Here is a 22,220-nt window from a genome sequence, read left to right on the forward strand (position 1 = left end):
GCTTACACGGTATGCAGATACCAGTTGTACTCAAGGTCGGAAATGGAGTGCTCGAACTCTTCCAGCTCACTTTCCTTGCAGGCCACGAAGATATCGATGTATTTCGGATCGATGTACTTGGCCATGACTTCGCTGTCGTCCAGCTCGCGCAGTGCATCACGCAGGTTGTTCGGCAGGCTTTGTTCATGCTGCTCGTAGGAGTTGCCGGAAACCGGCGCGCCTGGCTCGATCTTGTTGGTCAGGCCGTGGTGCACGCCTGCCAGGACGGAAGCCATCAGCAAGTACGGGTTGGCATCGGCACCGGCAACGCGGTGTTCGATGCGCACCGCATCGGCGGTGCCTGTCGGCACGCGAATGGCAACCGTGCGGTTATCCAGGCCCCAGGTCGGCGAGTTGGGAACGTAGAACTGAGCACCAAACCGGCGATACGAGTTGACGTTCGGGCACAGGAACGCCATTTGCGCCGGCAGGGTCTCGAGCACACCGCCGATGGCATGACGTAATGCGGCGTTCTGCTCGGGATCCTCGCTGGTGAAGATATTCTTGCCATCGCGATCAAGGATCGAAATGTGCACATGCAGTCCGTTACCTGCCTGGCCCGGGTAGGGCTTGGCCATAAAGGTCGTGTCCATTTCGTGGTCGTAAGCGATGTTCTTGATCAGGCGCTTGAGCAGAACCGCGTAGTCGCAAGCCTTGAGCGGATCGGCAACGTGGTGCAGGTTGACTTCGAACTGCGCCGGCGCGCTTTCCTTGACGATGGCGTCGGCCGGGATGCCTTGTTCTTTCGCGCCTTCGAGGATGTCTTGCAGACAATCGACGTACTCGTCAAGGTCGTCGATCAGGTAGACCTGTGTCGAGTGCGGACGTTTGCCGGAAATCGGTGAGCGCGGCGGCTGTGGACGACCGTTCACGTTTTCCTGGTCGATCAGGTAGAACTCCAGCTCGAATGCGGCGCAGATGGTCAGGCCCATGTCATCGAACTTGGAAACCACCTGACGCAGCACTTCGCGCGGGTCGGCGAAGAACGGCGTGCCTTCGAGTTCGTGCATGGTCATCAACAGCTGCGCGGTCGGGCGCTTCTGCCAGGGCTCGTTGCACAGCGTGTCAGGGATTGGATAGCAGATGCGATCGGCGTCGCCGATGTCCAGGCCCAGGCCGGTGCTTTCCACCGTCGAGCCGTTGATATCCAGGGCAAACAAAGAGGCCGGCAGGTTGATGCCTTTCTCGTAAACCTTGTGGAGGCTGGTGCGCTCAATGCGCTTGCCGCGCACCACACCATTCATATCTGCAATCAGAAGGTCAACGTACAGAACCTCAGGATGTTCCTTAAGGAACGCGTTCGCTTCGTTAAGCTGAACGGCACGCGGGGGTACCGACATGATGCAACACCTTTGTTGTTAAAAATATCAATCATCGAGTATTACGGGTTTCAGTCAATCCGAAAGCCAGGATGAAGTCAATAGAGCCAAAGGCCGCCCCAAAATTGCCCCGAAATGCCTTTTTTGCCGCTATTTGGGGCGCATTTTCAGTGGGGAAGCCTTTGTAGATATCGTGCGTGAGCGGCCTATCTAATGTCTTTAACGTAAAGTTGTATAAAAAAATGAACAAGGCTAAGCTCGATTGCAGCCCACAGAGCAATAATACCGGGGGTTTGATGCCTTGCCTTCTCTTGATTGACCTCCGCTTTTGCCGTGTGCAAAGCCGTCATCATGTCTGTCACATTAGCGTCCATAATGACCTGCCGCTGAACGTCACGACGTCCGGATCACCAGATTGCCTAGGATTTCAGTCGGGCAGGTGCCACCTTACCGCGTATTCGCGCCTGCCGAAACGAGTTGTACACCGTGACGCCAATGCGTCTAGAAAACGCCTGATCGCCTGATTGCAATCAGGACACGACAAACCCTGAGGTATTTATGAGTACCAACCTCGACCAGCTCACCGATTGGTTGAAAGAACACAAGATCACCGAAGTCGAATGCATGGTGTCCGACCTTACCGGGATCACTCGCGGAAAAATCTCACCGACCAACAAGTTCATCGCGGAAAAAGGCATGCGCCTGCCCGAGAGCGTGCTGTTGCAGACGGTGACCGGCGATTACGTAGAGGACGAAATCTACTACGAGCTGCTGGACCCCGCCGACATCGACATGATCTGTCGCCCTGACCAGAACGCGGTGTACCTGGTGCCCTGGGCCGTAGAGCCGACTGCGCAGGTGATCCACGACACCTACGACAAGCAAGGCAACCCCATCGAGCTGTCGCCGCGCAACGTGCTGAAGAAAGTGCTCAAGCTCTACGCCGACCAGGGCTGGCAGCCCATCGTGGCGCCGGAGATGGAGTTCTACCTGACCAAGCGCAGCGATGACCCCGACTACCCGCTCCAGCCTCCCGTCGGGCGCTCCGGCCGGCCGGAAACCGGGCGTCAGTCGTTTTCCATCGAGGCGGCCAACGAGTTTGACCCGCTGTTCGAAGATGTCTACGACTGGTGCGAACTGCAGAACCTGGACCTGGACACGCTGATTCACGAAGACGGCACCGCGCAGATGGAAATCAATTTCCGTCACGGTGATGCGTTGTCGCTGGCCGACCAGATCCTGGTGTTCAAGCGCACCATGCGCGAAGCCGCGCTCAAGCATGACGTGGCCGCGACCTTCATGGCCAAGCCCATGACCGGCGAGCCGGGTAGCGCCATGCACTTGCACCAGAGCATCATCGACATTCATACCGGCAAGAACATCTTCTCCAACGAAGACGGCACGATGAGCCAGCTGTTCCTGAACCACGTAGGCGGCCTGCAGAAGTTTATCCCCGAGTTGCTGCCGCTGTTCGCACCGAACGTGAACTCGTTCCGCCGCTTCCTGCCGGACACCTCGGCACCGGTCAACGTCGAGTGGGGCGAAGAAAACCGCACCGTGGGCCTGCGAGTGCCGGATGCCGTGCCGCAGAACCGTCGCGTGGAAAACCGCTTGCCGGGTGCCGACGCCAACCCGTATCTGGCAATTGCCGCCAGCCTGCTGTGCGGTTTCATCGGCATGGTCGAAGGCATCAACCCGAGCGCGCCGGTGGTGGGCCGTGGTTACGAGCGCCGCAACCTGCGTCTGCCGCTGACCATCGAGGATGCGCTGGAGCGTCTGGAGAACAGCAAGACCATCGAGAAGTACCTGGGCAAGAAATTCATCGTCGGCTACGTCGCGGTCAAGCGCGCCGAGCACGAGAATTTCAAGCGCGTGATCAGCTCCTGGGAGCGCGAGTTCCTGCTGTTCGCCGTGTGACCCCCCAAACCCTGCCGCCGCCGGGCTCGGTGGCGCAGGGTTCGTCCGACCGATCAAAGGAAGTGCCGCATGAGTGCCAACAACCCGCAAACCCTCGAATGGCAAGCCTTGAGCAGCGAACATCACCTGGCACCGTTCAGTGATTACAAACAACTGAAAGAGAAAGGCCCGCGCATCGTTACCCGCGCCGAGGGCGTGTACCTGTGGGACAGCGAAGGGCACAAGATTCTCGACGGCATGTCCGGGTTGTGGTGCGTAGCCATCGGCTACGGTCGTGAGGAACTGGCCGACGCTGCCAGTCGCCAGATGCGCGAGCTGCCTTATTACAATCTGTTCTTCCAGACCGCCCACCCGCCGGCGCTGGAGTTGGCCAAGGCGCTGTCCGAGATCACCCCTGCCGGGATGAACCACGTCTTCTTCACCGGCTCCGGCTCCGAGGGCAACGACACCATGCTGCGCATGGTCCGTCATTACTGGGCGGTCAAGGGGCAGCCAGACAAGAAAACCATCATCAGTCGCATCAACGGCTATCACGGCTCCACCGTTGCCGGTGCCAGTCTGGGCGGCATGACCTACATGCACGAACAGGGCGACCTGCCGATTCCCGGCATTGTGCACATTCCGCAGCCGTACTGGTTCGGCGAAGGCGGCGACATGGCCTGCGACGAGTTTGGCGTGTGGGCGGCCGAGCAACTGGAGAAGAAGATTCTCGAATTGGGCGTCGACAACGTCGGTGCGTTCATCGCCGAGCCGATTCAGGGCGCCGGCGGCGTGATCGTGCCGCCCGACAGCTACTGGCCGAAGATCAAGGAAATCCTGGCGCGCTACGACATCCTGTTTGTCGCCGACGAAGTCATCTGCGGCTTCGGGCGTACCGGTGAGTGGTTCGGTAGCGATTTCTACGGCCTCAAGCCGGACATGATGACCATCGCCAAAGGCCTGACCTCCGGTTATGTGCCCATGGGCGGCCTGGTGGTACGTGACGAAATCGTCGCCGTGCTCAATGAAGGTGGCGACTTCAACCACGGTTTCACGTACTCCGGCCATCCGGTGGCGGCGGCGGTGGCGCTGGAAAACATACGTATCCTGCGCGAAGAAAAGATCGTCGAACGGGTCAGGTCCGAAACGGCACCATATTTGCAAAAGCGTCTGCGCGAGCTGAGCGACCATCCTCTGGTGGGCGAAGTGCGCGGTGTGGGCCTGCTGGGTGCCATCGAACTGGTGAAGGACAAGGCGTCTCGCGAGCGCTATACAGGTAAGGGCGCCGGCATGATTTGCCGAACCTTCTGTTTCGAAAACGGCCTGATCATGCGCGCAGTGGGCGATACCATGATCATCGCGCCGCCGCTGGTCATCAGCTTCGAGCAGATCGATGAGTTGGTGGAAAAGGCCCGCAAGTGTCTGGACCTGACGCTGGAAGCTTTGCAATAGGAACAGAACCTGTGGGAGCGGCTTTAGCCGCGAAGAAGCGGGTACATCCATGAGTGATGTATCGGCTGAAATAATGCCTTCGCGGGCAAGTCCGCTCCCACAAATACAGAATCCTAACGGTCAGTGATAAAAAAATTATCGGAGCGGTAAGTATGAAAAAATTTGGCAAGACCCTTCTCGCGCTGTCCCTTATGGGCGTCGTGGCCGCCGCTGCGCAGGCCGATGACAAAGTGCTGCACGTCTATAACTGGTCCGATTACATCGCGCCGGACACCATTGCCAAATTCGAGAAAGAGTCGGGCATCAAAGTGGTGTACGACGTCTTCGACAGCAACGAAACGCTCGAAGCCAAATTGCTGGCCGGCAAATCCGGTTATGACATCGTCGTGCCGTCCAACAACTTCCTGGCCAAGCAGATCAAGGCGGGCGTCTATCAGGAACTGGACAGGTCCAAGCTGCCCAACTGGAAAAACCTGAACGAATCGCTGCTCAAGGCCGTTTCTGTCAGCGACCCGGACAATAAGCATGCATTCCCGTACATGTGGGGTTCCATCGGTATCGGCTATAACCCTGACAAGGTCAAGGCTGCGCTGGGCGCCGATGCGCCGGTCAATTCCTGGGATCTGCTGTTCAAGCCCGAGAACGCCGCCAAGCTGAAATCCTGCGGCGTGAGCTTCCTCGATTCACCGACCGAAATGCTGCCGATTGCCCTGCATTACCTCGGCTACCCGACCGACTCCCAGGACAAGAAGCAGCTGGCCGAAGCCGAAGCCTTGTTCATGAAGATCCGTCCTTCGATCGGCTATTTCCACTCGTCCAAGTACATCTCGGACCTGGCCAACGGCAACATCTGCGTCGCGGTCGGCTATTCGGGTGACATCTACCAGGCCAAATCCCGTGCCGAAGAGGCCGGCGGCAAGGTCAAGGTGAGCTACAACATTCCGAAAGAGGGCGCCGGCAGCTTCTATGACATGGTCGCCATTCCCAAGGATGCCGAAAACGTCGAAGGTGCCTACAAGTTCATGACCTTCCTGATGAAGCCGGAAATCATGGCCGAAATCACGGACGCGGTGCGTTTCCCCAACGGTAACGCGGCTGCCACGCCGCTGGTCAGCAAGGACATCACCGGCGATCCGGGCGTTTATCCGCCGGCTGACGTACAGGCCAAACTGTATGCCATCGCTGATCTGCCTGCCGCCACCCAGCGCTTGCTGACACGCAGCTGGACCAAGATCAAATCGGGTAAATGAGCCTGTCATGAAACCCGTGGATGCTGCGTAGCCCTGGCCGCGCAGCGTCCCGCCGACAGGAATGTTGTCGAAAACTTTGCTGGATGGATCCATAGAAGGTAAGTTGCGCGCCGGTTTCCGTTGTCCGGACGCGTTCCGGCTTCCAGGCTCCCCCTGTTGAAAGGACCCACTCTTTGTCTATTTCCATATTTTCCAAAGCCCTGCTCGCCGGCGCCGGGCTGACCCTCGCGGTCAGTGCCCAGGCCGAAACCGTGCACATCTACAACTGGTCCGACTACATCGGCAAGACCACCCTGGCAGACTTCGAAAGCACGACCGGCATCAAGCCGATGTACGACGTTTTCGACTCCAACGAAACCCTGGAAGCCAAGCTGCTCGCGGGCCGTACCGGCTACGACGTGGTGGTGCCGTCCAACCATTTCCTGGGCAAGCAGATCAAGGCGGGCGCGTTCCAGAAGCTCGACAGGTCGCTGCTGCCCAACTACAAGAATCTCGACCCGGCGCTGCTCAAGCGTCTGGAGAAAAACGATCCAGGTAACCAGTACGCCGTGCCGTATCTGTGGGGCACCAACGGCATCGGCTACAACGTCGAGAAGGTCAAGGCCGTGCTGGGCGTGGACAAGATCGATTCCTGGTCGGTGCTGTTCGAACCGGAGAACATCAAGAAGCTTTCCAGCTGCGGCGTAGCCTTCCTCGACTCGGCGGACGAAATGTTGCCGGCGGTGCTCAATTACATGGGCCTCGATCCCAACAGCACCAAGGAAGCGGACTATAAAAAGGCCGAGGCCAAGCTGCTGTCGATTCGGCCTTACGTGACCTATTTCCACTCGTCCAAATACATCACCGACCTGGCCAATGGCGACATCTGTGTCGCGGCCGGTTTCTCGGGCGATGTATTTCAGGCCAAGGCGCGTGCCGAGGAAGCGGGCAAGGGCGTCCAGATCGCTTACAGCATCCCGAAAGAGGGCGGCAACCTGTGGTTCGACATGCTCGCCATCCCGGCGGACTCGAAAAACGTCAAGGCCGCCAGTGCGTTCATCAACTACATGCTTGACCCGAAAGTGATCGCCCAGGTCAGTGACGAAGTCGGCTATGCCAATGCCAACCCGGCAGCCGGTGAGTTCATGGATCAGGAAATCCGCACCGACGAAGCGGTGTATCCGCCGCAGGACGTACAGGACCGGCTATATGTGAACAGTGAGTTGCCACCCAAGGTGCAACGCTTGATGACCCGCAGCTGGACCAAGGTCAAGTCGGGCAAATAAAAAATCCAGCACCCGGCCGTACAGGCCGGGTTGCGCTTGTGTTGGGAGTTTCACCCATGGCAGTTGCCTCCGGCGCCTACAAAAAAGCCCTCGAAGGCGGTCAGCAACCTAAAGAGGTGCTGGTCAAGATCGACCGGGTCACGAAAAAATTCGATGAAACGGTAGCCGTGGACGATGTGTCCCTGCAAATCCACAAAGGCGAGATCTTCGCCCTGTTGGGCGGTTCCGGTTCCGGTAAATCCACACTGCTGCGGATGCTGGCCGGCTTTGAGCGACCCACCGAAGGCCGGATCTTCCTCGACGGCGTCGACATCACCGACATGCCGCCGTATGAACGTCCGATCAACATGATGTTCCAGTCCTACGCGCTGTTCCCGCACATGAGCGTGGCGGACAACATCGCCTTCGGCCTCAAGCAGGACAAGCTGCCCAAGGCCGAGATCGACGCCCGCGTGGCCGAGATGCTCAAGCTGGTGCAGATGACCCAGTACGCCAAGCGCAAGCCGCACCAGCTTTCGGGTGGCCAGCGTCAGCGGGTCGCGCTGGCGCGTTCCCTGGCCAAGAAACCCAAGCTGTTGCTGCTCGACGAGCCGATGGGCGCGCTGGACAAGAAACTGCGCTCGCAGATGCAGCTGGAACTGGTGGAAATCATCGAGCGAGTCGGCGTGACCTGCGTGATGGTGACCCACGACCAGGAAGAAGCCATGACCATGGCCGAGCGCATCGCGATCATGCACCTGGGCTGGATTGCCCAGATCGGCAGCCCGATCGACATCTACGAAACCCCGACCAGCCGCCTGGTCTGCGAATTCATCGGCAGCGTCAACCTGTTCGACGGTGAAGTGATCGAAGACATGGAAGGCCATGCCCTGATCCGCAGCCCTGAGCTGGAACGCAATATCTACGTCGGCCACGGCGTGAGTACGTCCGTGGAAGACAAGCACATCACCTACGCGCTGCGCCCGGAGAAACTGCTGATCACCACCGAACAGCCGTCCTTCGAGTACAACTGGTCGCGGGGGAAGGTGCACGATATCGCCTATCTGGGCGGCCACTCGGTGTTCTATGTCGCACTGCCCGGTGGCAAGCTGGTGCAATCGTTCGTCGCCAACGCCGAGCGCCAGGGTGCGCGGCCTACCTGGGGCGACGACGTATACGTGTGGTGGGAAGACGACAGCGGCGTGGTACTGCGCTCATGAAAGCACGCAAGGTCAAACGCGCCCTTAACCGGATCACGCCCAATGGCCGGCAGATGGTCATTGGCGTACCGTTCCTCTGGCTGTTCCTGTTCTTCGCCCTGCCGTTCCTGATCGTGGTCAAGATCAGCTTCGCCGAGGCCGACGTGGCGATCCCGCCGTACACCGAGATCTTCAGCTACGCCGAAGAAAAACTGCAGGTGGCCCTGAATCTGGGCAACTACATCCTGCTCGGCGGTGATGACCTGTACGTTTCGGCGTACCTGGGTTCGCTGAAAATGGCGTTCATCAGCACCTTGCTGTGCCTGCTGATCGGCTATCCGATGGCCTACGCGATCGCCAACGCCCGCAAGGACGTGCAGACGGTCCTGCTGCTGTTGATCATGATGCCGACCTGGACTGCGATCCTGATTCGCGTCTATGCCTGGATGGGTATTCTCAGCAACAACGGCCTGCTCAATGCGTTCCTGATGTGGCTGGGGTTGATCGACGAACCGTTGCAGATCCTCAACACCAACCTGGCGGTGTATATCGGCGTGGTCTATTCGTACCTGCCGTTCATGATCCTGCCGCTGTACGCCAACCTGGTGAAGCACGATCACAGCCTGCTGGAAGCCGCTTCCGACCTGGGGTCGAGTACCTTCAACAGCTTCTGGAAGATCACCGTGCCGTTGTCCAAGAACGGGGTGATCGCCGGCTGCATGCTGGTGTTCATTCCGGTGGTGGGCGAGTTCGTGATTCCCGAGCTGCTGGGTGGCCCGGAAACCCTGATGATTGGCCGCGTGTTGTGGCAGGAATTTTTCAACAACCGTGACTGGCCGGTGGCGTCGGCCCTGGCAGTGATCATGCTGCTGGTGCTGATCGTGCCCATCATCCTGTTCAACCGCAGTCAGGCCAAAGAACTGGAGGGCAAGGCATGAAGAGCTTTCGATTCTCGACCTTGATGCTGGTCCTGGGCCTGGTGTTCATCTACGCGCCGATGATCATTCTGGTGATCTACTCGTTCAATGCCTCACAACTGGTGACGGTGTGGGGCGGCTGGTCGGTCAAGTGGTATGTGGGCCTGCTGGACAACACCCAGCTGATGGGTTCGGTGATGCGCTCGCTGGAAATCGCCTGTTACACGGCGATTGCCGCGGTTGCACTGGGGACCATGGCGGCGTTCGTGCTGACCCGTATCACGCGCTTCAAGGGCCGCACCTTTTTCGGCGGCCTGGTGACCGCGCCGCTGGTGATGCCGGAGGTGATCACCGGTCTGTCGCTGTTGCTGCTGTTCGTGGCCATGGCGCAGTTGATCGGCTGGCCTCAGGAGCGCGGCATCGTGACCATCTGGATCGCGCACACCACCTTCTGCGCCGCTTACGTGGCCGTGGTGGTTTCGGCTCGTCTGCGCGAACTGGACCTGTCCATCGAGGAGGCGGCGATGGACCTGGGCGCACGGCCGTGGAAGGTGTTCTTCCAGATCACCATCCCGATGATCGCGCCTTCTTTGGCAGCGGGCGCCATGATGTCGTTCGCGCTGTCGCTGGATGATCTGGTGCTGGCCAGCTTCGTGTCCGGACCGGGCTCCACGACCTTGCCGATGGAAGTGTTCTCGGCGGTGCGCCTGGGCGTCAAGCCGGAGATCAACGCGGTGGCGAGTCTGATTCTGCTGGCGGTGTCGTTGGCGACCTTTCTGGTCTGGTACTACACCCGCAGTGCTGAAGAGCGCCGCAAACGTGCGATCCAGCAGGCCATCGAAGAAGCAGCGGCGGACTCCTGGAAACAACCGGACCCGCGCCGGGCGCCTTCTGCCTGACGGGATCTGATCTGTGGGAGGGAGCTTGCTCGCGACAGCCGTGTATCAGCCACTGAAAATGTTGTGGATGTACCGGCCCCGTCGCCAGCAAGCTGCCTCCCACAAAAGCTCAGCCATTCGCTTCCTACGGCACCAACCTCAAAACTCCTTGCGTATGTTCTGCCACATCCTTCTCGCTGAAGCGCTGTGGCACGTACTCGCCTTTTACAAATTTTTCAGCCTGATCCGCGTAATGCCGGTCAAAAGGCACGCCGCTTTGGCCCACCGGGTTGATGCCCCGGCTCTCGGCTGGGGCGGCGAAGTCGATCAGGCGTCGCGTTGATGGCCCGTAATTCACCGGCCACGGCGCGCGGCTGATGCGCGAAGAGAGATTGTTGGGCACTTCATGGGTGCCGGGCGCGGCGAATGGACCAACATTCAGTACGCGGTCTAGCGGCTTTTGCGAACCCAGCGGGTGACCATGAGTCAGGGTGTGAACCTTGCCCCATTGCCAATCATTCGGATTAGCCCCATACAACGATTTCAGATGCGCCACGCTGGCGCGCCACGCCGCTTTGACCGTATCGGCGCGGCTTTCCACGACCGGCGTAACACGATTGTCCCACCAGGGTGATTGCGCATCGGCAGCCAGTCGGGGCAGGGCGGCGTCCAGCGCTCTGGTCGACAGCAGCGTTTCGAACATCCCGTCGCCCAGCTCGTCGTGAAACGACTTGTCCGCCAGCTCAAACAGCAGCTGGTTGAACAACGTCGCCGCTACGGAATCCACCGGGTAGTCGCCTTGCCAGGCAGCCAGCGATTCGACCAATGCCCGTTCGCCCGGCTCATCCGCCACCTCGCGCAACACCGGCATCAGCGGCCGCAGAATGCTCGGCGCGTAGTCAGTCTGCGTTCCGAGTTGCAGTCTGGCGCTGGCATCCAGGTCCCATTGGATGCCGGGCTCGCTCAGTTGCCGGTCGAGCTGCTGCCCGCGCTCGGCGGGGTTGTAGTAGCCAGGAATCTGCATCCCGGTTGGCGACAGCGGCTGAAAGTTGGCCGAGACGATATAGCCGCGGGCCGGATTTTCTTCCTGCGGGTTGGCGCTGAAAGGGTAGAAACCCAGCTTGTCCGCCTGCGCGGTGCTGCCGTCCAGCAGAAAGGTCGAGTTGACGCCCTCGGGACGAATCGGCAACTGCGCTGCCGCCCACCAGCCGATGTCACCCCAAGCGTTGGCCCAGACAAGGTTCAAGCCGGGAGACTGGATTTTCTGCGCGGCGCTGCGCATTTTCTCCCGCGTATCAGCACGGTTCAGCTCGTAAAAGCCGTCCAGTACCGGATTCTCTGATTCCAGAAACGACCACCACATGGCAATCGGTGCCTGTCCTGCAAGCTTGCCCATTACGTCGTTGACGATCGGGCCGTGGGGCGACTGGCGCAGGGTGATGGTAGCCGGCGGCTCGCCCTTCACCGCGATCTGCTGTTCGCTGCGGGTCATGTCTACCCAGCGGCCGTGATGCCAGACCTGATTCGGATCGTCCGGGTTGGTCTTCTCGACGATCAGGTCCACGTCGTCGTTCTGGAACATGGTCAGGCTCCAGCCGAAATCCAGGTTGTGGCCGAGAAAGGCGAAGGGATTGAGGGCCTGGTGATGCCCGTACAGCTCAAACCCCGGTGCAGACAGTTGCGCCTCGTACCATACCGATGGCGCGGAAAAGCGGATGTGCGGGTCGCCGGCCAGGATCGGTTTGCCGCTCTGGGTGCGGCTGCCGGCGATGGCCCAGGCGTTGCTGCCTTCGAACTGCGGCAAGCCTGCGTCCTGCAGCGCCCCGAGGCTCAACTGCGCCAGTCGGTCGAGGCTGTTCCAGTCGGCGCCGGTCAATGTGGGGGACTGGTCGAGCATACCCTGCGGGTGCCAGTCCAGATCGAACACCTCCAGGTAGCGTGGCCCAAGCTCATCACGCACATAGGTCAGCAAAGGTTCGGTGCGAAACGCAGCGGCAAAACTGTAGGCGAGATAGCCGCCCACGCTCAGGGTGTCTTCGGCGGTGAACGGGCGCTTGGCAATGCCCAGCAGGTCGAACTCCATCGGCCGGGCGTGGGTGTCCTGATACTGGTTGATGCCGTCGAGGTAAGCCTGCAATGCCTGCCAGGTCGGGCTGTTCTGGTCCTGCCGTGCGACATAGGCCGCCGCATGGTCGCGAATGCGCAGGCTGCGGAACAACCGGTCGGTTTCCACCAGCCGCGGCCCCATGACTTCGGCCAGTTCACCCCGCGCCAGGCGGCGCAGCATTTCCATCTGGAACAGCCGGTCCTGGGCATGAACGTAACCCAGCGCGCGGTACAGGTCGGCCTGATGCTCGGCGCGAATGTGCGGCACGCCGCGCTCGTCGTAGCGCACGGTGACCGGCGCCTGAAGGTGGCTCATGACAATTTCGCCGTTACGGACCGGCTGTTTGCCGTGAATGTACCAGCCGGCAACGGCGGCAAGCATTACCGCAAGCGCGGCGATGACAATCAGCAGGACGCGAAGACTGCGCTTCATGGGGCTTCCCTGTAAAAGGCTCCGGCAAGGGCGTTGAAGGCTACAGATTCGGCGCGTGGCTGGGTAGCGGCGGATTTCAGTGAGTCAGCAGGCCGTTTTCAAGGTCGGATGATTTTCTCGCGAGGGTGTCACTTGCCATGGCCGGACAGGCGGATACTATCGCCCTATGGCCGTTCGCGCCCTTGCCGCCATCTGGAAGCCCCATGTCTGTCACGTTCGACCCCGATCACCTGCGCGCCAGCCTGGCGCCGCTCACTGCCCAAGCCCCGCTCAACGATAACGGGCTGGGTTATCAGCGTTTCTACAGCCTGGAGAACCTGGGCGGCGAGAAGGCGACTCGCAGTTGGCTCGGCCGTCTGGACGTCGGTGACTATGAAATCGTCGGCCAGGTCTGGTTGCCGGAAAATCCGCTGGCGACAATGTTCCTGTTCCACGGCTTCTACGATCACATGGGCCTGTACCAGCACGTCATTCAGTGGGCGCTGACGCAGGGCTTCGCGGTGATTTCCTGCGATCTGCCCGGGCATGGCCTGTCCAGCGGCAGCCGGGCGAGCATCAACGATTTTGCCGAATATCAAATGGTGCTTCAGCGGTTGCTGGTCGAAGCCGAGGCGTTGCAGTTGCCGCATCCCTGGCACCTGTGCGGACAGAGCACCGGCGGGGCAATCGTGATCGACCACCTGCTGCATCAAGGGACCGACAGTCCGGCGCAGGGTCAGGTCATCCTGTTGTCGCCGCTGGTGCGGCCTCGGGCCTGGGGTTGGTCACGACTCAGCTATTACGCACTCAAGCCATTCGTGAAGGGTATCGCCCGGCGCTTTACGGAAAACTCCAACACACCGACGTTCCTGCCGTTCCTGCTGGCCGATCCGTTGCAACCGCGTCGTTTGCCAACCGCCTGGGTTGGCGCCCTGGCGCAGTGGATCGTGCGTATCGAGCGCGCTCCCGCCTGTGCCCGCAGTCCGATCATCATCCAGGGCGACGCCGACATGACAGTCGACTGGTTGCACAACCTGACCATTCTCAAGGCCAAGTTCAGCGAGCCGCAGATCCTCATGCTCGATCAGGCTCGGCATCATCTGGCCAATGAGTCGCCGGAACTGCGGGCGCAGTATTTCGAGTTCTTAAGGAGTCGGCTCGGTTGAGCCACCCGGTTCTGCGCGGCGAAGGTCAGTTCGCGCGTCCCGCTCCACTCTGACCCACCGCCAGACCCGCACGGATGGCGGCGAGGGCGGCCTGGTAGTAGGCCTTGCCTTCCGCAGACTCGGCGAAGGTCGAGAACTCTTCGAGTTCCGGGTCCGACAGGTCGCGGTAGACGTACAGCAGCGTGTTGTTGAGGTCGGCGCTGATCTGCGCCATCAAGCGCTCGCGCTGGCCTTCGAGCATGCCTTGTGCCTGTCCGCCGCCCAAAAGGCCTGGGATCATCTGGCTCAGGCTGTCGGCGGCAACGCCGGCAATGGCCAGGCTGACTTCGGCACCGGCCTGTTTGGCGGGCAGTGCCTGGGCCAGATGCCCGATCAACAGTTGGCGCGTCGCATCGGCCTGGATCACCGGCAGGCCTTGGGCATGCTTGGCCAGTTGATCGGGACGGGTCGCGGTGAGTTCGGCGTTGACGATCTTGCGGCCCAGCGGCGTCTGGAAGAACTGCAAGGCAGGCGCAGGGTCCTTGAGGCTTTCCCGCAGGCGTTGTTCGGCCCGTTGATCCATCGCCTGCGGCGCGAACCGTTGATTGCTATTGTTCACCAACGCCTGATAGACCGCAGGCGGCAGGTTGTTCTGATAGCGCTGCTGGGCCGCTTTGACCGCGTCGCTGAAGTGCGCCCTTTGTTCCGGCCAGCCGGCGGCCTTGTAGAGCAAATCGTAGCTGTCTGCCCAGGCAGGCACGGCGCAGCACATCAACAGCAAAACAAACAAACGACGCATTAGGGACTCCTGTCGGCAGGCCGCTATTCTCGGGGTGTAGACGGGGCTTTGTCGAGTTATGACTGCCCTTGCCGAATGAAAACTCCTGCGCACCACAATGCTGTATGCACGCCTCTGTTGGAGTGCAGGGCTTATGGATACTATGCACGCCATGCGCATACCTACCGATCACCCACTGCTGCTCCGAATTGTCGACGACCTCGCCACCCATGGCTGGTCGCAGCAGAATATTTTCCTGCCCGAAAGTCTGACCCGTGAACTGGCGCAAGAGTGCCGCAAACGTGCAGCCGAAGGTGAGCTGGAGCCTGCCGGGATTGGTCGCGGGCCTGCGCAGGAGGTGCGCGAAGGCATTCGTGGGGATCGAATCCAGTGGCTGGAACCCGGCCAGGCCGAATGCTGCGATAACTATCTGGAGATCATGGACAGCCTGCGCCTGGCGTTGAACCAAGGTTTGTTCCTGGGCCTTGAGGATTTCGAAAGCCATTTTGCCCAGTATCCACCGGGCGCGTTCTACCTGCGGCACGTCGATCGCTTCAGGGACGACGACAAACGCATGGTGTCGGCCGTGCTGTACCTCAACGATGCCTGGCGGCCGGAGCACGGCGGGCAGTTGCGCATGTACCTCAAGAATGAGGTGGAGTGCGATGTGGAACCCATCGGTGGTTGTCTGGTGGTGTTTCTGTCAGGAGAGTTCCCGCACGAAGTGCTGCCGGCGACTCGTGACAGGCTTTCCCTGACCGGTTGGTTCAGGCGGCGGGGCAATGATTTGTTCGCCTGACACCTTGTAGGAGCGGACTTGTCCGCGAAAAGCTGGAGCGACCGCAGAAGATGCATCGACCGCTCTGATGTTTTCGCGGACAAGTCCGCTCCCACAGACTCGGCAAAAGTTGACCAGAAAAAAGGAGACCCGAAGGTCTCCTTTTTTGTGCGCGCGGTCTGCAATCAGAACAGAACGCGGCTACGGATGGTGCCTTTGATCTGTTGCAGCTTGGCTTGCGCCAGGTCCGAGTACTCGGCGTCGACGTCGATCACCACGTAGCCGACTTTCTCGTTGGTCTGCAGGAACTGACCGGAGATGTTGATGCCGTTTTCCGCGAAGACCTTGTTGATCTCGCTGAGCACGCCTGGGATGTTTTCGTGGATGTGCAGCAGGCGGTGCTTGCCAGGGTGAGCAGGAAGCGCCACTTCCGGGAAGTTGACCGACGACACGGAAGTACCGTTGTCGCTGTACTTGACCAGCTTCTCGGCGACTTCCAGGCCGATGTTGGCCTGGGCTTCGGCAGTGGAACCGCCGATGTGCGGGGTCAGAATCACGTTGTCCAGGCCACGCAGCGGGCTCTCGAAGATGTCGTCGTTGGAGCGCGGCTCGACCGGGAATACATCGATGGCGGCGCCGATCAGGTGCTTGTCCTTGATCGCGTCGGCCAGTGCCTCCAGCTCGACCACGGTGCCGCGAGCGGCGTTGATCAGGATGCCGCCCTTTTTCATGGCGCGGATTTCCTTCTCACCGATCATCCACTGGGTTTCCGTGGTTTCCGGAACGTGCAGGGTGACGATGTCGGACATGCCCAGCAGCTCGGTCAGGCTGGCGACCTGAGTGGCGTTGCCCAGCGGCAGCTTGGTCAGCGTGTCGTAGAAGTACACCTGCATGCCCAAACCTTCGGCCAGGACCGACAGCTGGGTGCCGATCGAGCCGTAGCCGATGATGCCCAGCTTCTTGCCACGGATTTCAAACGAGTTGGCCGCGCTCTTGATCCAGCCGCCACGGTGGCAGGAAGCGTTTTTCTCAGGGATGCCGCGCAGCAGCAGGATGGCTTCGGCCAGCACCAGCTCGGCCACCGAACGGGTGTTGGAGTACGGCGCGTTGAACACCGCGATACCACGCTCACGCGCTGCGTTGAGGTCGACCTGGTTGGTGCCGATGCAGAAGCAGCCTACCGCGACCAGTTTCTTCGCGCAGTCGAACAACTCTTCGGTCAGCTGGGTGCGAGAGCGAATGCCGATGAAGTGGGCGTCAGCGATCTTTTCCTTCAGCTCGGCTTCCGGCAACGACTTGGTGTGGTACTCGATGCTGGTGTAGCCGGCGGCCTTGAGGACGTCGACAGCGGATTGGTGGACGCCTTCGAGAAGAAGGAACTTGATCTTGCTCTTGTCGAGGGAAGTCTTGCTCATCTGCGTAAACCTGTGTCCCGGAGAAATTGGCAGGGGCCGGATCGGCCATAGGCACGATTCACGGGGGTCGTATGCTAGCATAACGACCCCGCGAAACCTCATTCCTGAACGTGAACCGTTCTCAGGATGCCCATGAATGGTTCGAGAGTTGAGTCGATGAACAATCCTGTTTTGATTGACGAGCTGAAGACCCTGGTCGACCCCGGCAAGGTGTTGACCGATCCCGATTCCCTCGAAAAATACGGCAAGGACTGGACCAGGCAGTTCTCACCGGCGCCGTCCGCCATTGTGTTCCCCAAAACCACCGAGCAAGTCCAGGCCATCGTACGCTGGGCCAACACCCATCGTGTCGCGCTGGTGCCGTCCGGCGGGCGCACCGGCCTTTCCGCTGCGGCGGTGGCCGACAATGGCGAAGTGGTGGTGTCCTTCGATTACATGAATCAGGTGCTGGAACTCAACCTCACCGACCGCACCGCCGTGTGCCAGCCGGGCGTGATTACCCGCCAGTTGCAGGCTCTGGCCGAAGAGAACGGCCTGTATTACCCGGTGGATTTCGCGTCCTCGGGCTCCAGCCAGATCGGCGGCAACATTGGCACCAACGCTGGCGGGATCAAGGTCATCCGCTATGGCATGACCCGCAATTGGGTGGCCGGGCTCAAGGTCGTCACCGGCAAGGGCGATGTACTCGAACTGAACAAGGACCTGATCAAAAACGCCACCGGCTACGACATGCGCCAGCTGTTCATTGGCGCCGAAGGTACGCTGGGCTTCGTGGTCGAGGCCACCATGCGGCTGGATCGCGCGCCGCGCAACCTCACCGCGATGGTGCTGGGCACCACCGACTTCAACTCGATCATGCCGGTGCTTCATGCCTTCCACGGCAAGCTCGACCTGACCGCTTTCGAATTCTTTTCCGACAAGTCCTTCGCCCGGGTCATGGCCCGCGGGGACGTGCCATCGCCTTTCGATACGCCATGCCCGTTCTACGTCTTGCTGGAGTTCGAAGCCGCGACGCCCGACCTGGCCAATGACGCCCTGGCGACCTTCGAGCATTGCGTCGAGCAGGGCTGGGTACTGGACGGCGTGATGAGCCAGAGCGAGCAGCAGCTGCGCAACCTGTGGAAGTTGCGCGAATACATCTCCGAGACCATTTCGCACTTCACGCCGTACAAGAACGATATTTCGGTCACTGTCTCCAAAGTGCCCGAATTCCTCGCCGAGATCGATGCCATCGTCAGCGAGCACTATCCGGACTTCGAGGTGCTCTGGTACGGCCATATCGGCGACGGCAACCTGCACCTGAACATCCTCAAGCCGCATGACCTGGACACTGGCGAGTTTTTCGTCAAATGCGCGAAGGTCAACAAGTGGGTGTTCGAGACTGTCGAGAAGTACAACGGCTCGATCTCTGCCGAGCACGGCGTGGGGATGACCAAGCGCGATTACCTGACGTACAGTCGTTCGCCGGTGGAAATCGAATACATGAAGGCCTTGAAGTCGGTCTTCGATCCCAACGGGATCATGAATCCGGGCAAGATCTTCCCGCTTTGAATCTTCAGCGTCCTTCAATAAAAGCCACATCCACAAAACCCAGGAGACGTCATGAGCTACCAGCACAAATATGCCGATGGAACGAGCATCCACTTCCCGCTGGGTAAAGTGGTCTGCATCGGGCGCAACTATGCCGAGCACGCCAAGGAGCTGGGTAATCCGGTGCCGACTGAGCCGCTGATTTTCATGAAGCCGGGCAGCTGTGTCGTGGCCCTGGAAGGCGGGTTCAAGATTCCCACCGACCGTGGCTCTGTGCATTACGAAGCCGAGATCGTCGTACTGATCGGCAAGCCGTTGAGCAAGAACCCGTCGGCCGAAGAAGTGGTCGATGCCATCAGCGGCATTGCGCCGGGCCTGGATCTGACGCTGCGTGATGTGCAATCGCGTCTGCGCGAGAAAGGGCTGCCGTGGGAATTGGCCAAATGTTTCGACGGTGCTGCGGTGATCGCGCCATTCCTGCCGGCCGAAACCTATCCGGACCTCACCGACATCGGGATTCGCCTGACCCTGAACGACAAGGTCGTGCAGGATGGCAACAGCAGCCTGATGCTCAACCCGATCATCCCGATGATCCAGCACATGGCGGCCAACTTCTCGTTGCAGGCCGGCGACATCATCATGACCGGCACGCCTGCCGGTGTCGGGCCGTTCGAGCCGGGTGATCAGGTCGTTCTGGAACTGACCGGCCACAGCCGCTACGAAAGCGTCGTGCGTTGATAACCGGCCTCTCGTTACAGGGAACCGTCTGACACCACCGTCAGGCGGTTTTTATGCAGCTTTGGGGAAAGTTCCGACCAATTGTCGTTTTTTTCACAAGCGATCTGGATAATCCTCCGGGCTCTTCGCTGGAAGGGCTCGTCGTGGTGACGTCAAATCTGCCTGGAAACGGTTAAATGGCCATTGCTACCTCATCTATGTCTACGCCTCGGTCGCGGTTTGCCCGGCTTCGCGAGCTGCGCTGGTATTGCTGGGTATTGCTGATCCTCTGCATGGGCTACGGCATCGCCTTCCTGATGCATTGGGATGACCGCGCCTACCTCTGGATGCGTGAAGCGTTCCAGAGCAGGGCCGAGCGCAGCGCCAGTATCTGGTTGCCCGACTACCGCGTGGTCATCGACGCCAAGGTGCTGCCGGGCATGGAAGAGGACGAAGCTTCGGACCTGGCCTACAGTCCTGCCACCAAGACCCTGTTCGCCGTCATGGGCAAGAACCCGTTCCTGGTGGAGCTGAGCCTGGAAGGTGACGTGTTGCGCAAGATTCCGCTGGTGGGCTGGAGCAATCCCGAGGGGGTTGCCGTGCTCAATGACGGCTTGATCGCGATCACCGATGAACGCCAGCATGTGTTGACCTTTTCCAGGGTGGACGGCGAGACCACCAGCCTGGATATCGCCAATGCCGTGCGATACAACCTGGGCGCCTCGGACAATCAGAACAAGGGTTTCGAAGGCGTGGTCTGGGACCATGCGCGCCAGCAGCTGTTGCTCGGCGAAGAGCGGCCTGCGGCGATCTTTACCTGGAAAAGCAACGGCGGCGAAATCCTCAAAGGCGAGAAACGCAATGTTTCAAGCGATGCGCTGGATGTCCGCAACCTGTCCTCCCTGAGCATCGACCCTCGTACCGGCCATACCCTGGTGCTGTCGGCCGATTCGCACCTGGCGCTGGAACTCGACGAAGACGGCAAGCAGGTCAGCTTCATGACGCTGCTGATGGGCATGAACGGCCTCTCGGCCACCATTCCGCGTGCCGAAGGCGTGGCACTGGATGAAGAGGGCACGTTGTATATGGTCAGCGAACCGAACCTGTTCTACACGTTTCGCAAGCACTGACACTCAGCGCTCGATCAAGGCATAAAGCCATTAAGCTTGGATTCATATTGGTATGTTATTCATGCCGAATGATCAAACCGTGAGCCCCTTCAATGCGTCGCCTTAACCGCTATTCGTTGTTCATTCTTCTGCTGGCCGTCGTGGTCGCAGTGCTTTTCGTCATCGATCGCCGCTACCGTTTCGCTGACCAGGCGGCGTTCAATTGGCAAATGCTGTGGCAGTCGGACTCTATCGATACGCTGGCGCTGCATCAGTACCGGGCAGTGGTCGAAGGCCAGCCCATCGACGGGCTCAGCAGCGACGTATCGGCCTTGAGCTATGACCCGGACCGCAAAAGCCTTTTCACCGTGACCAACAAAAGAAATGAAATCGTCGAGCTGAGCCTGGACGGTCGCACGTTGCGGCGCATTCCGCTGGTGGGCTTCGGCGACTCGGAAGCGGTCGAGTACATCGGCCCTGGGGTCTACGTCATCAGTGACGAGCGTCGCCAGCGTCTGATCAAGGTGCAGATCGATGACGCTACCCAGGCTCTCGACGCACGTGACGCCGAACAGTTGACCCTGGGCATCGACGCCGGAGGCAACAAAGGTTACGAAGGGCTGGCCTACGATTCGGCAGGCAAGCGCCTGTTCATCGCCAAGGAGCGGGAGCCGGTGCAGATCATTGAGGTGCGCGGTTTTCCGAGCGTGGGGGGCGATGCACCGAGCGTTGTAGAGATAACGTCAGACCAGAAACGCAACGCCAGACTGTTCGTCCGTGATCTGTCCAGCCTGCAGTTCGATGAACGCAGCGGGCACTTGCTGGCCCTGTCCGATGAGTCCAGACGGATCATCGAAATCGACACCAAGGGCCACCCCATCGGCAGTGCTTCGCTCACGGCGGGCAGCATGGGCCTGAGCAAGGACGTGCCGCAGGCCGAAGGCATTGCCATGGATGACCAGGGAACGTTGTACGTAGTCAGCGAGCCGAACCTGTTCTACGTGTTCCGCAAGCCGGAAACCCCAAATCCGTAGGAGCGGACTTGTTGTGGCTCCTACAGATCGGGGATGTTCTCAGCGCGTCAGGGTTTTCACACCTTCGGCAGTGCCGAGCAACAGCAGGTCAGCCGGGCGCGCCGCGAACAGGCCGTTGGTCACGACGCCGACGATGGCGTTGATCTGCGCTTCCAGCGTCACCGGATCGGTGATGTTCATGTTGTGAACATCCAGAATGATGTTGCCGTTGTCGGTCAGGACGCCTTCACGATAGACCGGGTCGCCACCCAGCTTCACCAGCTGGCGCGCCACGTGGCTGCGGGCCATGGGAATGACTTCCACCGGCAGCGGAAACGCGCCGAGCACCGGCACCAGCTTGCTGCCGTCGGCAATGCAGATGAAGGTCTTGGCGACTGCGGCAACGATTTTTTCGCGAGTCAGTGCCGCGCCGCCGCCTTTGATCAGGTTCAGGTGCTCGTCGCTTTCGTCGGCGCCGTCGATGTAGAACTCCAGATCGCTGACGGTATTGAGTTCATAGACTGGAATGCCGTGGCCCTTCAAGCGCGCAGCGGTGGCTTCGGAACTGGCGACTGCGCCATCGAACGCGGCCTTGTGTTTGGCCAGCGCGTCGATAAAGCAATTGGCTGTGGAGCCCGTGCCGACGCCGACGATGCTTTTGTCGTCGAGCTTGGGAAGGATGAAATCGACAGCGGCTTGGGCGACTGCCTGTTTGAGTTGATCCTGGGTCATGCGGGCTCCACGGTGCCTGAGGTATGCAGAAGGGCCGGCATTATAACGACGACTGCGCCTGAAAGCCCTGTCATTCCGATGCTCATCCATCGGGCGACGGGTCCGGTTGTGCTGCAACCGCTCCAGCCCCTAGACTTCCTGCCTCGCTCTTACCGCCAGTGATGTCGTCCCGATGCTCGAACAGTACGTCAAGAAGATCCTCACCTCCCGCGTTTACGACGTTGCCGTGGAAACCCCGCTGCACGGCGCCCGCCAGCTGTCCGAGCGGCTGGGCAACCAGGTGCTGCTCAA

The 22,220-nt window shown here is 60.2% G+C and carries 19 protein-coding genes; 14 read left to right on the forward strand and 5 right to left on the reverse strand.

Features of this window, described 5'->3' with window-relative positions; genetic code table 11:
- Positions 1–2 precede the first annotated feature (2 nt).
- Complete coding sequence (locus EGJ27_RS24000; protein ID WP_125833227.1) at positions 3–1,379, reverse strand: glutamine synthetase family protein; 1,377 nt, start codon at positions 1,377–1,379, stop codon at positions 3–5.
- 537 nt (positions 1,380–1,916) lie between these two features.
- Between EGJ27_RS24000 and EGJ27_RS24005 the strand changes: the two genes are divergently transcribed.
- The 7 genes from EGJ27_RS24005 (at position 1,917) to EGJ27_RS24035 (ending at position 10,215) form a co-directional block, all read left to right on the forward strand.
- Positions 1,917–3,275, forward strand: a complete 1,359-nt coding sequence (locus tag EGJ27_RS24005) for a glutamine synthetase family protein (RefSeq protein ID WP_125833228.1) — start codon at positions 1,917–1,919, stop codon at positions 3,273–3,275.
- A gap of 69 nt (positions 3,276–3,344) precedes the next feature.
- Positions 3,345–4,706 carry an aspartate aminotransferase family protein gene (locus tag EGJ27_RS24010; protein WP_125833229.1) on the forward strand — a complete coding sequence of 454 codons (1,362 nt, stop codon included), beginning with the start codon at positions 3,345–3,347 and terminating at the stop codon, positions 4,704–4,706.
- Positions 4,707–4,858: 152 nt separating this feature from the next.
- A complete protein-coding gene (locus EGJ27_RS24015; protein ID WP_125833230.1) occupies positions 4,859–5,956 on the forward strand; it encodes a polyamine ABC transporter substrate-binding protein in 1,098 nt (365 codons plus the stop codon).
- 173 nt (positions 5,957–6,129) lie between these two features.
- The gene (locus EGJ27_RS24020) at positions 6,130–7,221 is read left to right on the forward strand and encodes a polyamine ABC transporter substrate-binding protein (protein WP_125833231.1); all 1,092 of its coding nucleotides are present in this window, start codon (positions 6,130–6,132) and stop codon (positions 7,219–7,221) included.
- A 56-nt stretch (positions 7,222–7,277) separates the two neighbouring features.
- Complete coding sequence (potA, locus tag EGJ27_RS24025) at positions 7,278–8,420, forward strand: polyamine ABC transporter ATP-binding protein (RefSeq protein ID WP_125833232.1); 1,143 nt, start codon at positions 7,278–7,280, stop codon at positions 8,418–8,420.
- Positions 8,417–9,337 (forward strand): ABC transporter permease subunit, encoded by a 921-nt coding sequence (locus tag EGJ27_RS24030; protein ID WP_125833233.1) that lies wholly within the window; start codon positions 8,417–8,419, stop codon positions 9,335–9,337. Before potA ends, EGJ27_RS24030 begins: the two co-directional genes overlap by 4 nt.
- Entirely contained in the window at positions 9,334–10,215 is an 882-nt protein-coding gene (locus EGJ27_RS24035; RefSeq protein ID WP_125833234.1) for an ABC transporter permease subunit, read from the forward strand. The genes EGJ27_RS24030 and EGJ27_RS24035 overlap by 4 nt, the downstream gene beginning before the upstream one ends.
- A 124-nt stretch (positions 10,216–10,339) precedes the next feature.
- Here the strand turns inward: EGJ27_RS24035 and EGJ27_RS24040 are convergent, their stop codons facing one another.
- Positions 10,340–12,733, reverse strand: a complete 2,394-nt coding sequence (locus EGJ27_RS24040) for a penicillin acylase family protein (protein WP_125833235.1) — start codon at positions 12,731–12,733, stop codon at positions 10,340–10,342.
- 203 nt (positions 12,734–12,936) lie between these two features.
- Between EGJ27_RS24040 and EGJ27_RS24045 the strand changes: the two genes are divergently transcribed.
- Positions 12,937–13,878 (forward strand): alpha/beta hydrolase, encoded by a 942-nt coding sequence (locus tag EGJ27_RS24045; protein WP_125833236.1) that lies wholly within the window; start codon positions 12,937–12,939, stop codon positions 13,876–13,878.
- Positions 13,879–13,903: 25 nt separating this feature from the next.
- On the opposite strand, the gene EGJ27_RS24050 is transcribed toward EGJ27_RS24045, so the two are convergent.
- The gene (locus tag EGJ27_RS24050) at positions 13,904–14,656 is read right to left on the reverse strand and encodes a DUF2059 domain-containing protein (RefSeq protein ID WP_125833237.1); all 753 of its coding nucleotides are present in this window, start codon (positions 14,654–14,656) and stop codon (positions 13,904–13,906) included.
- A gap of 142 nt (positions 14,657–14,798) precedes the next feature.
- Between EGJ27_RS24050 and EGJ27_RS24055 the strand changes: the two genes are divergently transcribed.
- Complete coding sequence (locus EGJ27_RS24055; RefSeq protein ID WP_125833248.1) at positions 14,799–15,434, forward strand: 2OG-Fe(II) oxygenase; 636 nt, start codon at positions 14,799–14,801, stop codon at positions 15,432–15,434.
- Between the two features lie 164 nt (positions 15,435–15,598).
- Here the strand turns inward: EGJ27_RS24055 and serA are convergent, their stop codons facing one another.
- On the reverse strand, positions 15,599–16,828 hold the full coding sequence (serA, locus tag EGJ27_RS24060) for a phosphoglycerate dehydrogenase (RefSeq protein ID WP_125833238.1): 1,230 nt from the start codon (positions 16,826–16,828) through the stop codon (positions 15,599–15,601).
- 156 nt (positions 16,829–16,984) lie between these two features.
- On the opposite strand from serA, the gene EGJ27_RS24065 reads away from it, so the two are divergent.
- From EGJ27_RS24065 to EGJ27_RS24080, 4 genes are all read left to right on the forward strand, one after another.
- Positions 16,985–18,379 (forward strand): FAD-binding oxidoreductase, encoded by a 1,395-nt coding sequence (locus EGJ27_RS24065; RefSeq protein ID WP_125833239.1) that lies wholly within the window; start codon positions 16,985–16,987, stop codon positions 18,377–18,379.
- A gap of 51 nt (positions 18,380–18,430) precedes the next feature.
- Entirely contained in the window at positions 18,431–19,096 is a 666-nt protein-coding gene (locus EGJ27_RS24070; protein ID WP_125833240.1) for a fumarylacetoacetate hydrolase family protein, read from the forward strand.
- Positions 19,097–19,272: 176 nt separating this feature from the next.
- On the forward strand, positions 19,273–20,205 hold the full coding sequence (locus tag EGJ27_RS24075) for an SdiA-regulated domain-containing protein (protein ID WP_125833241.1): 933 nt from the start codon (positions 19,273–19,275) through the stop codon (positions 20,203–20,205).
- A gap of 92 nt (positions 20,206–20,297) precedes the next feature.
- A complete protein-coding gene (locus tag EGJ27_RS24080) occupies positions 20,298–21,218 on the forward strand; it encodes an SdiA-regulated domain-containing protein (RefSeq protein WP_125833242.1) in 921 nt (306 codons plus the stop codon).
- 39 nt (positions 21,219–21,257) lie between these two features.
- On the opposite strand, the gene rpiA is transcribed toward EGJ27_RS24080, so the two are convergent.
- The gene (rpiA, locus tag EGJ27_RS24085; RefSeq protein WP_125833243.1) at positions 21,258–21,929 is read right to left on the reverse strand and encodes a ribose-5-phosphate isomerase RpiA; all 672 of its coding nucleotides are present in this window, start codon (positions 21,927–21,929) and stop codon (positions 21,258–21,260) included.
- A 172-nt stretch (positions 21,930–22,101) separates the two neighbouring features.
- Here rpiA and EGJ27_RS25140 point away from each other — a divergent pair.
- A partial coding sequence (locus EGJ27_RS25140; RefSeq protein ID WP_254785300.1) for a hypothetical protein occupies positions 22,102–22,220 on the forward strand: 119 nt, incomplete at its 3' end.

It is taken from the genome of Pseudomonas sp. v388 (genome assembly GCF_003935425.1).
Taxonomy (GTDB): domain Bacteria; phylum Pseudomonadota; class Gammaproteobacteria; order Pseudomonadales; family Pseudomonadaceae; genus Aquipseudomonas.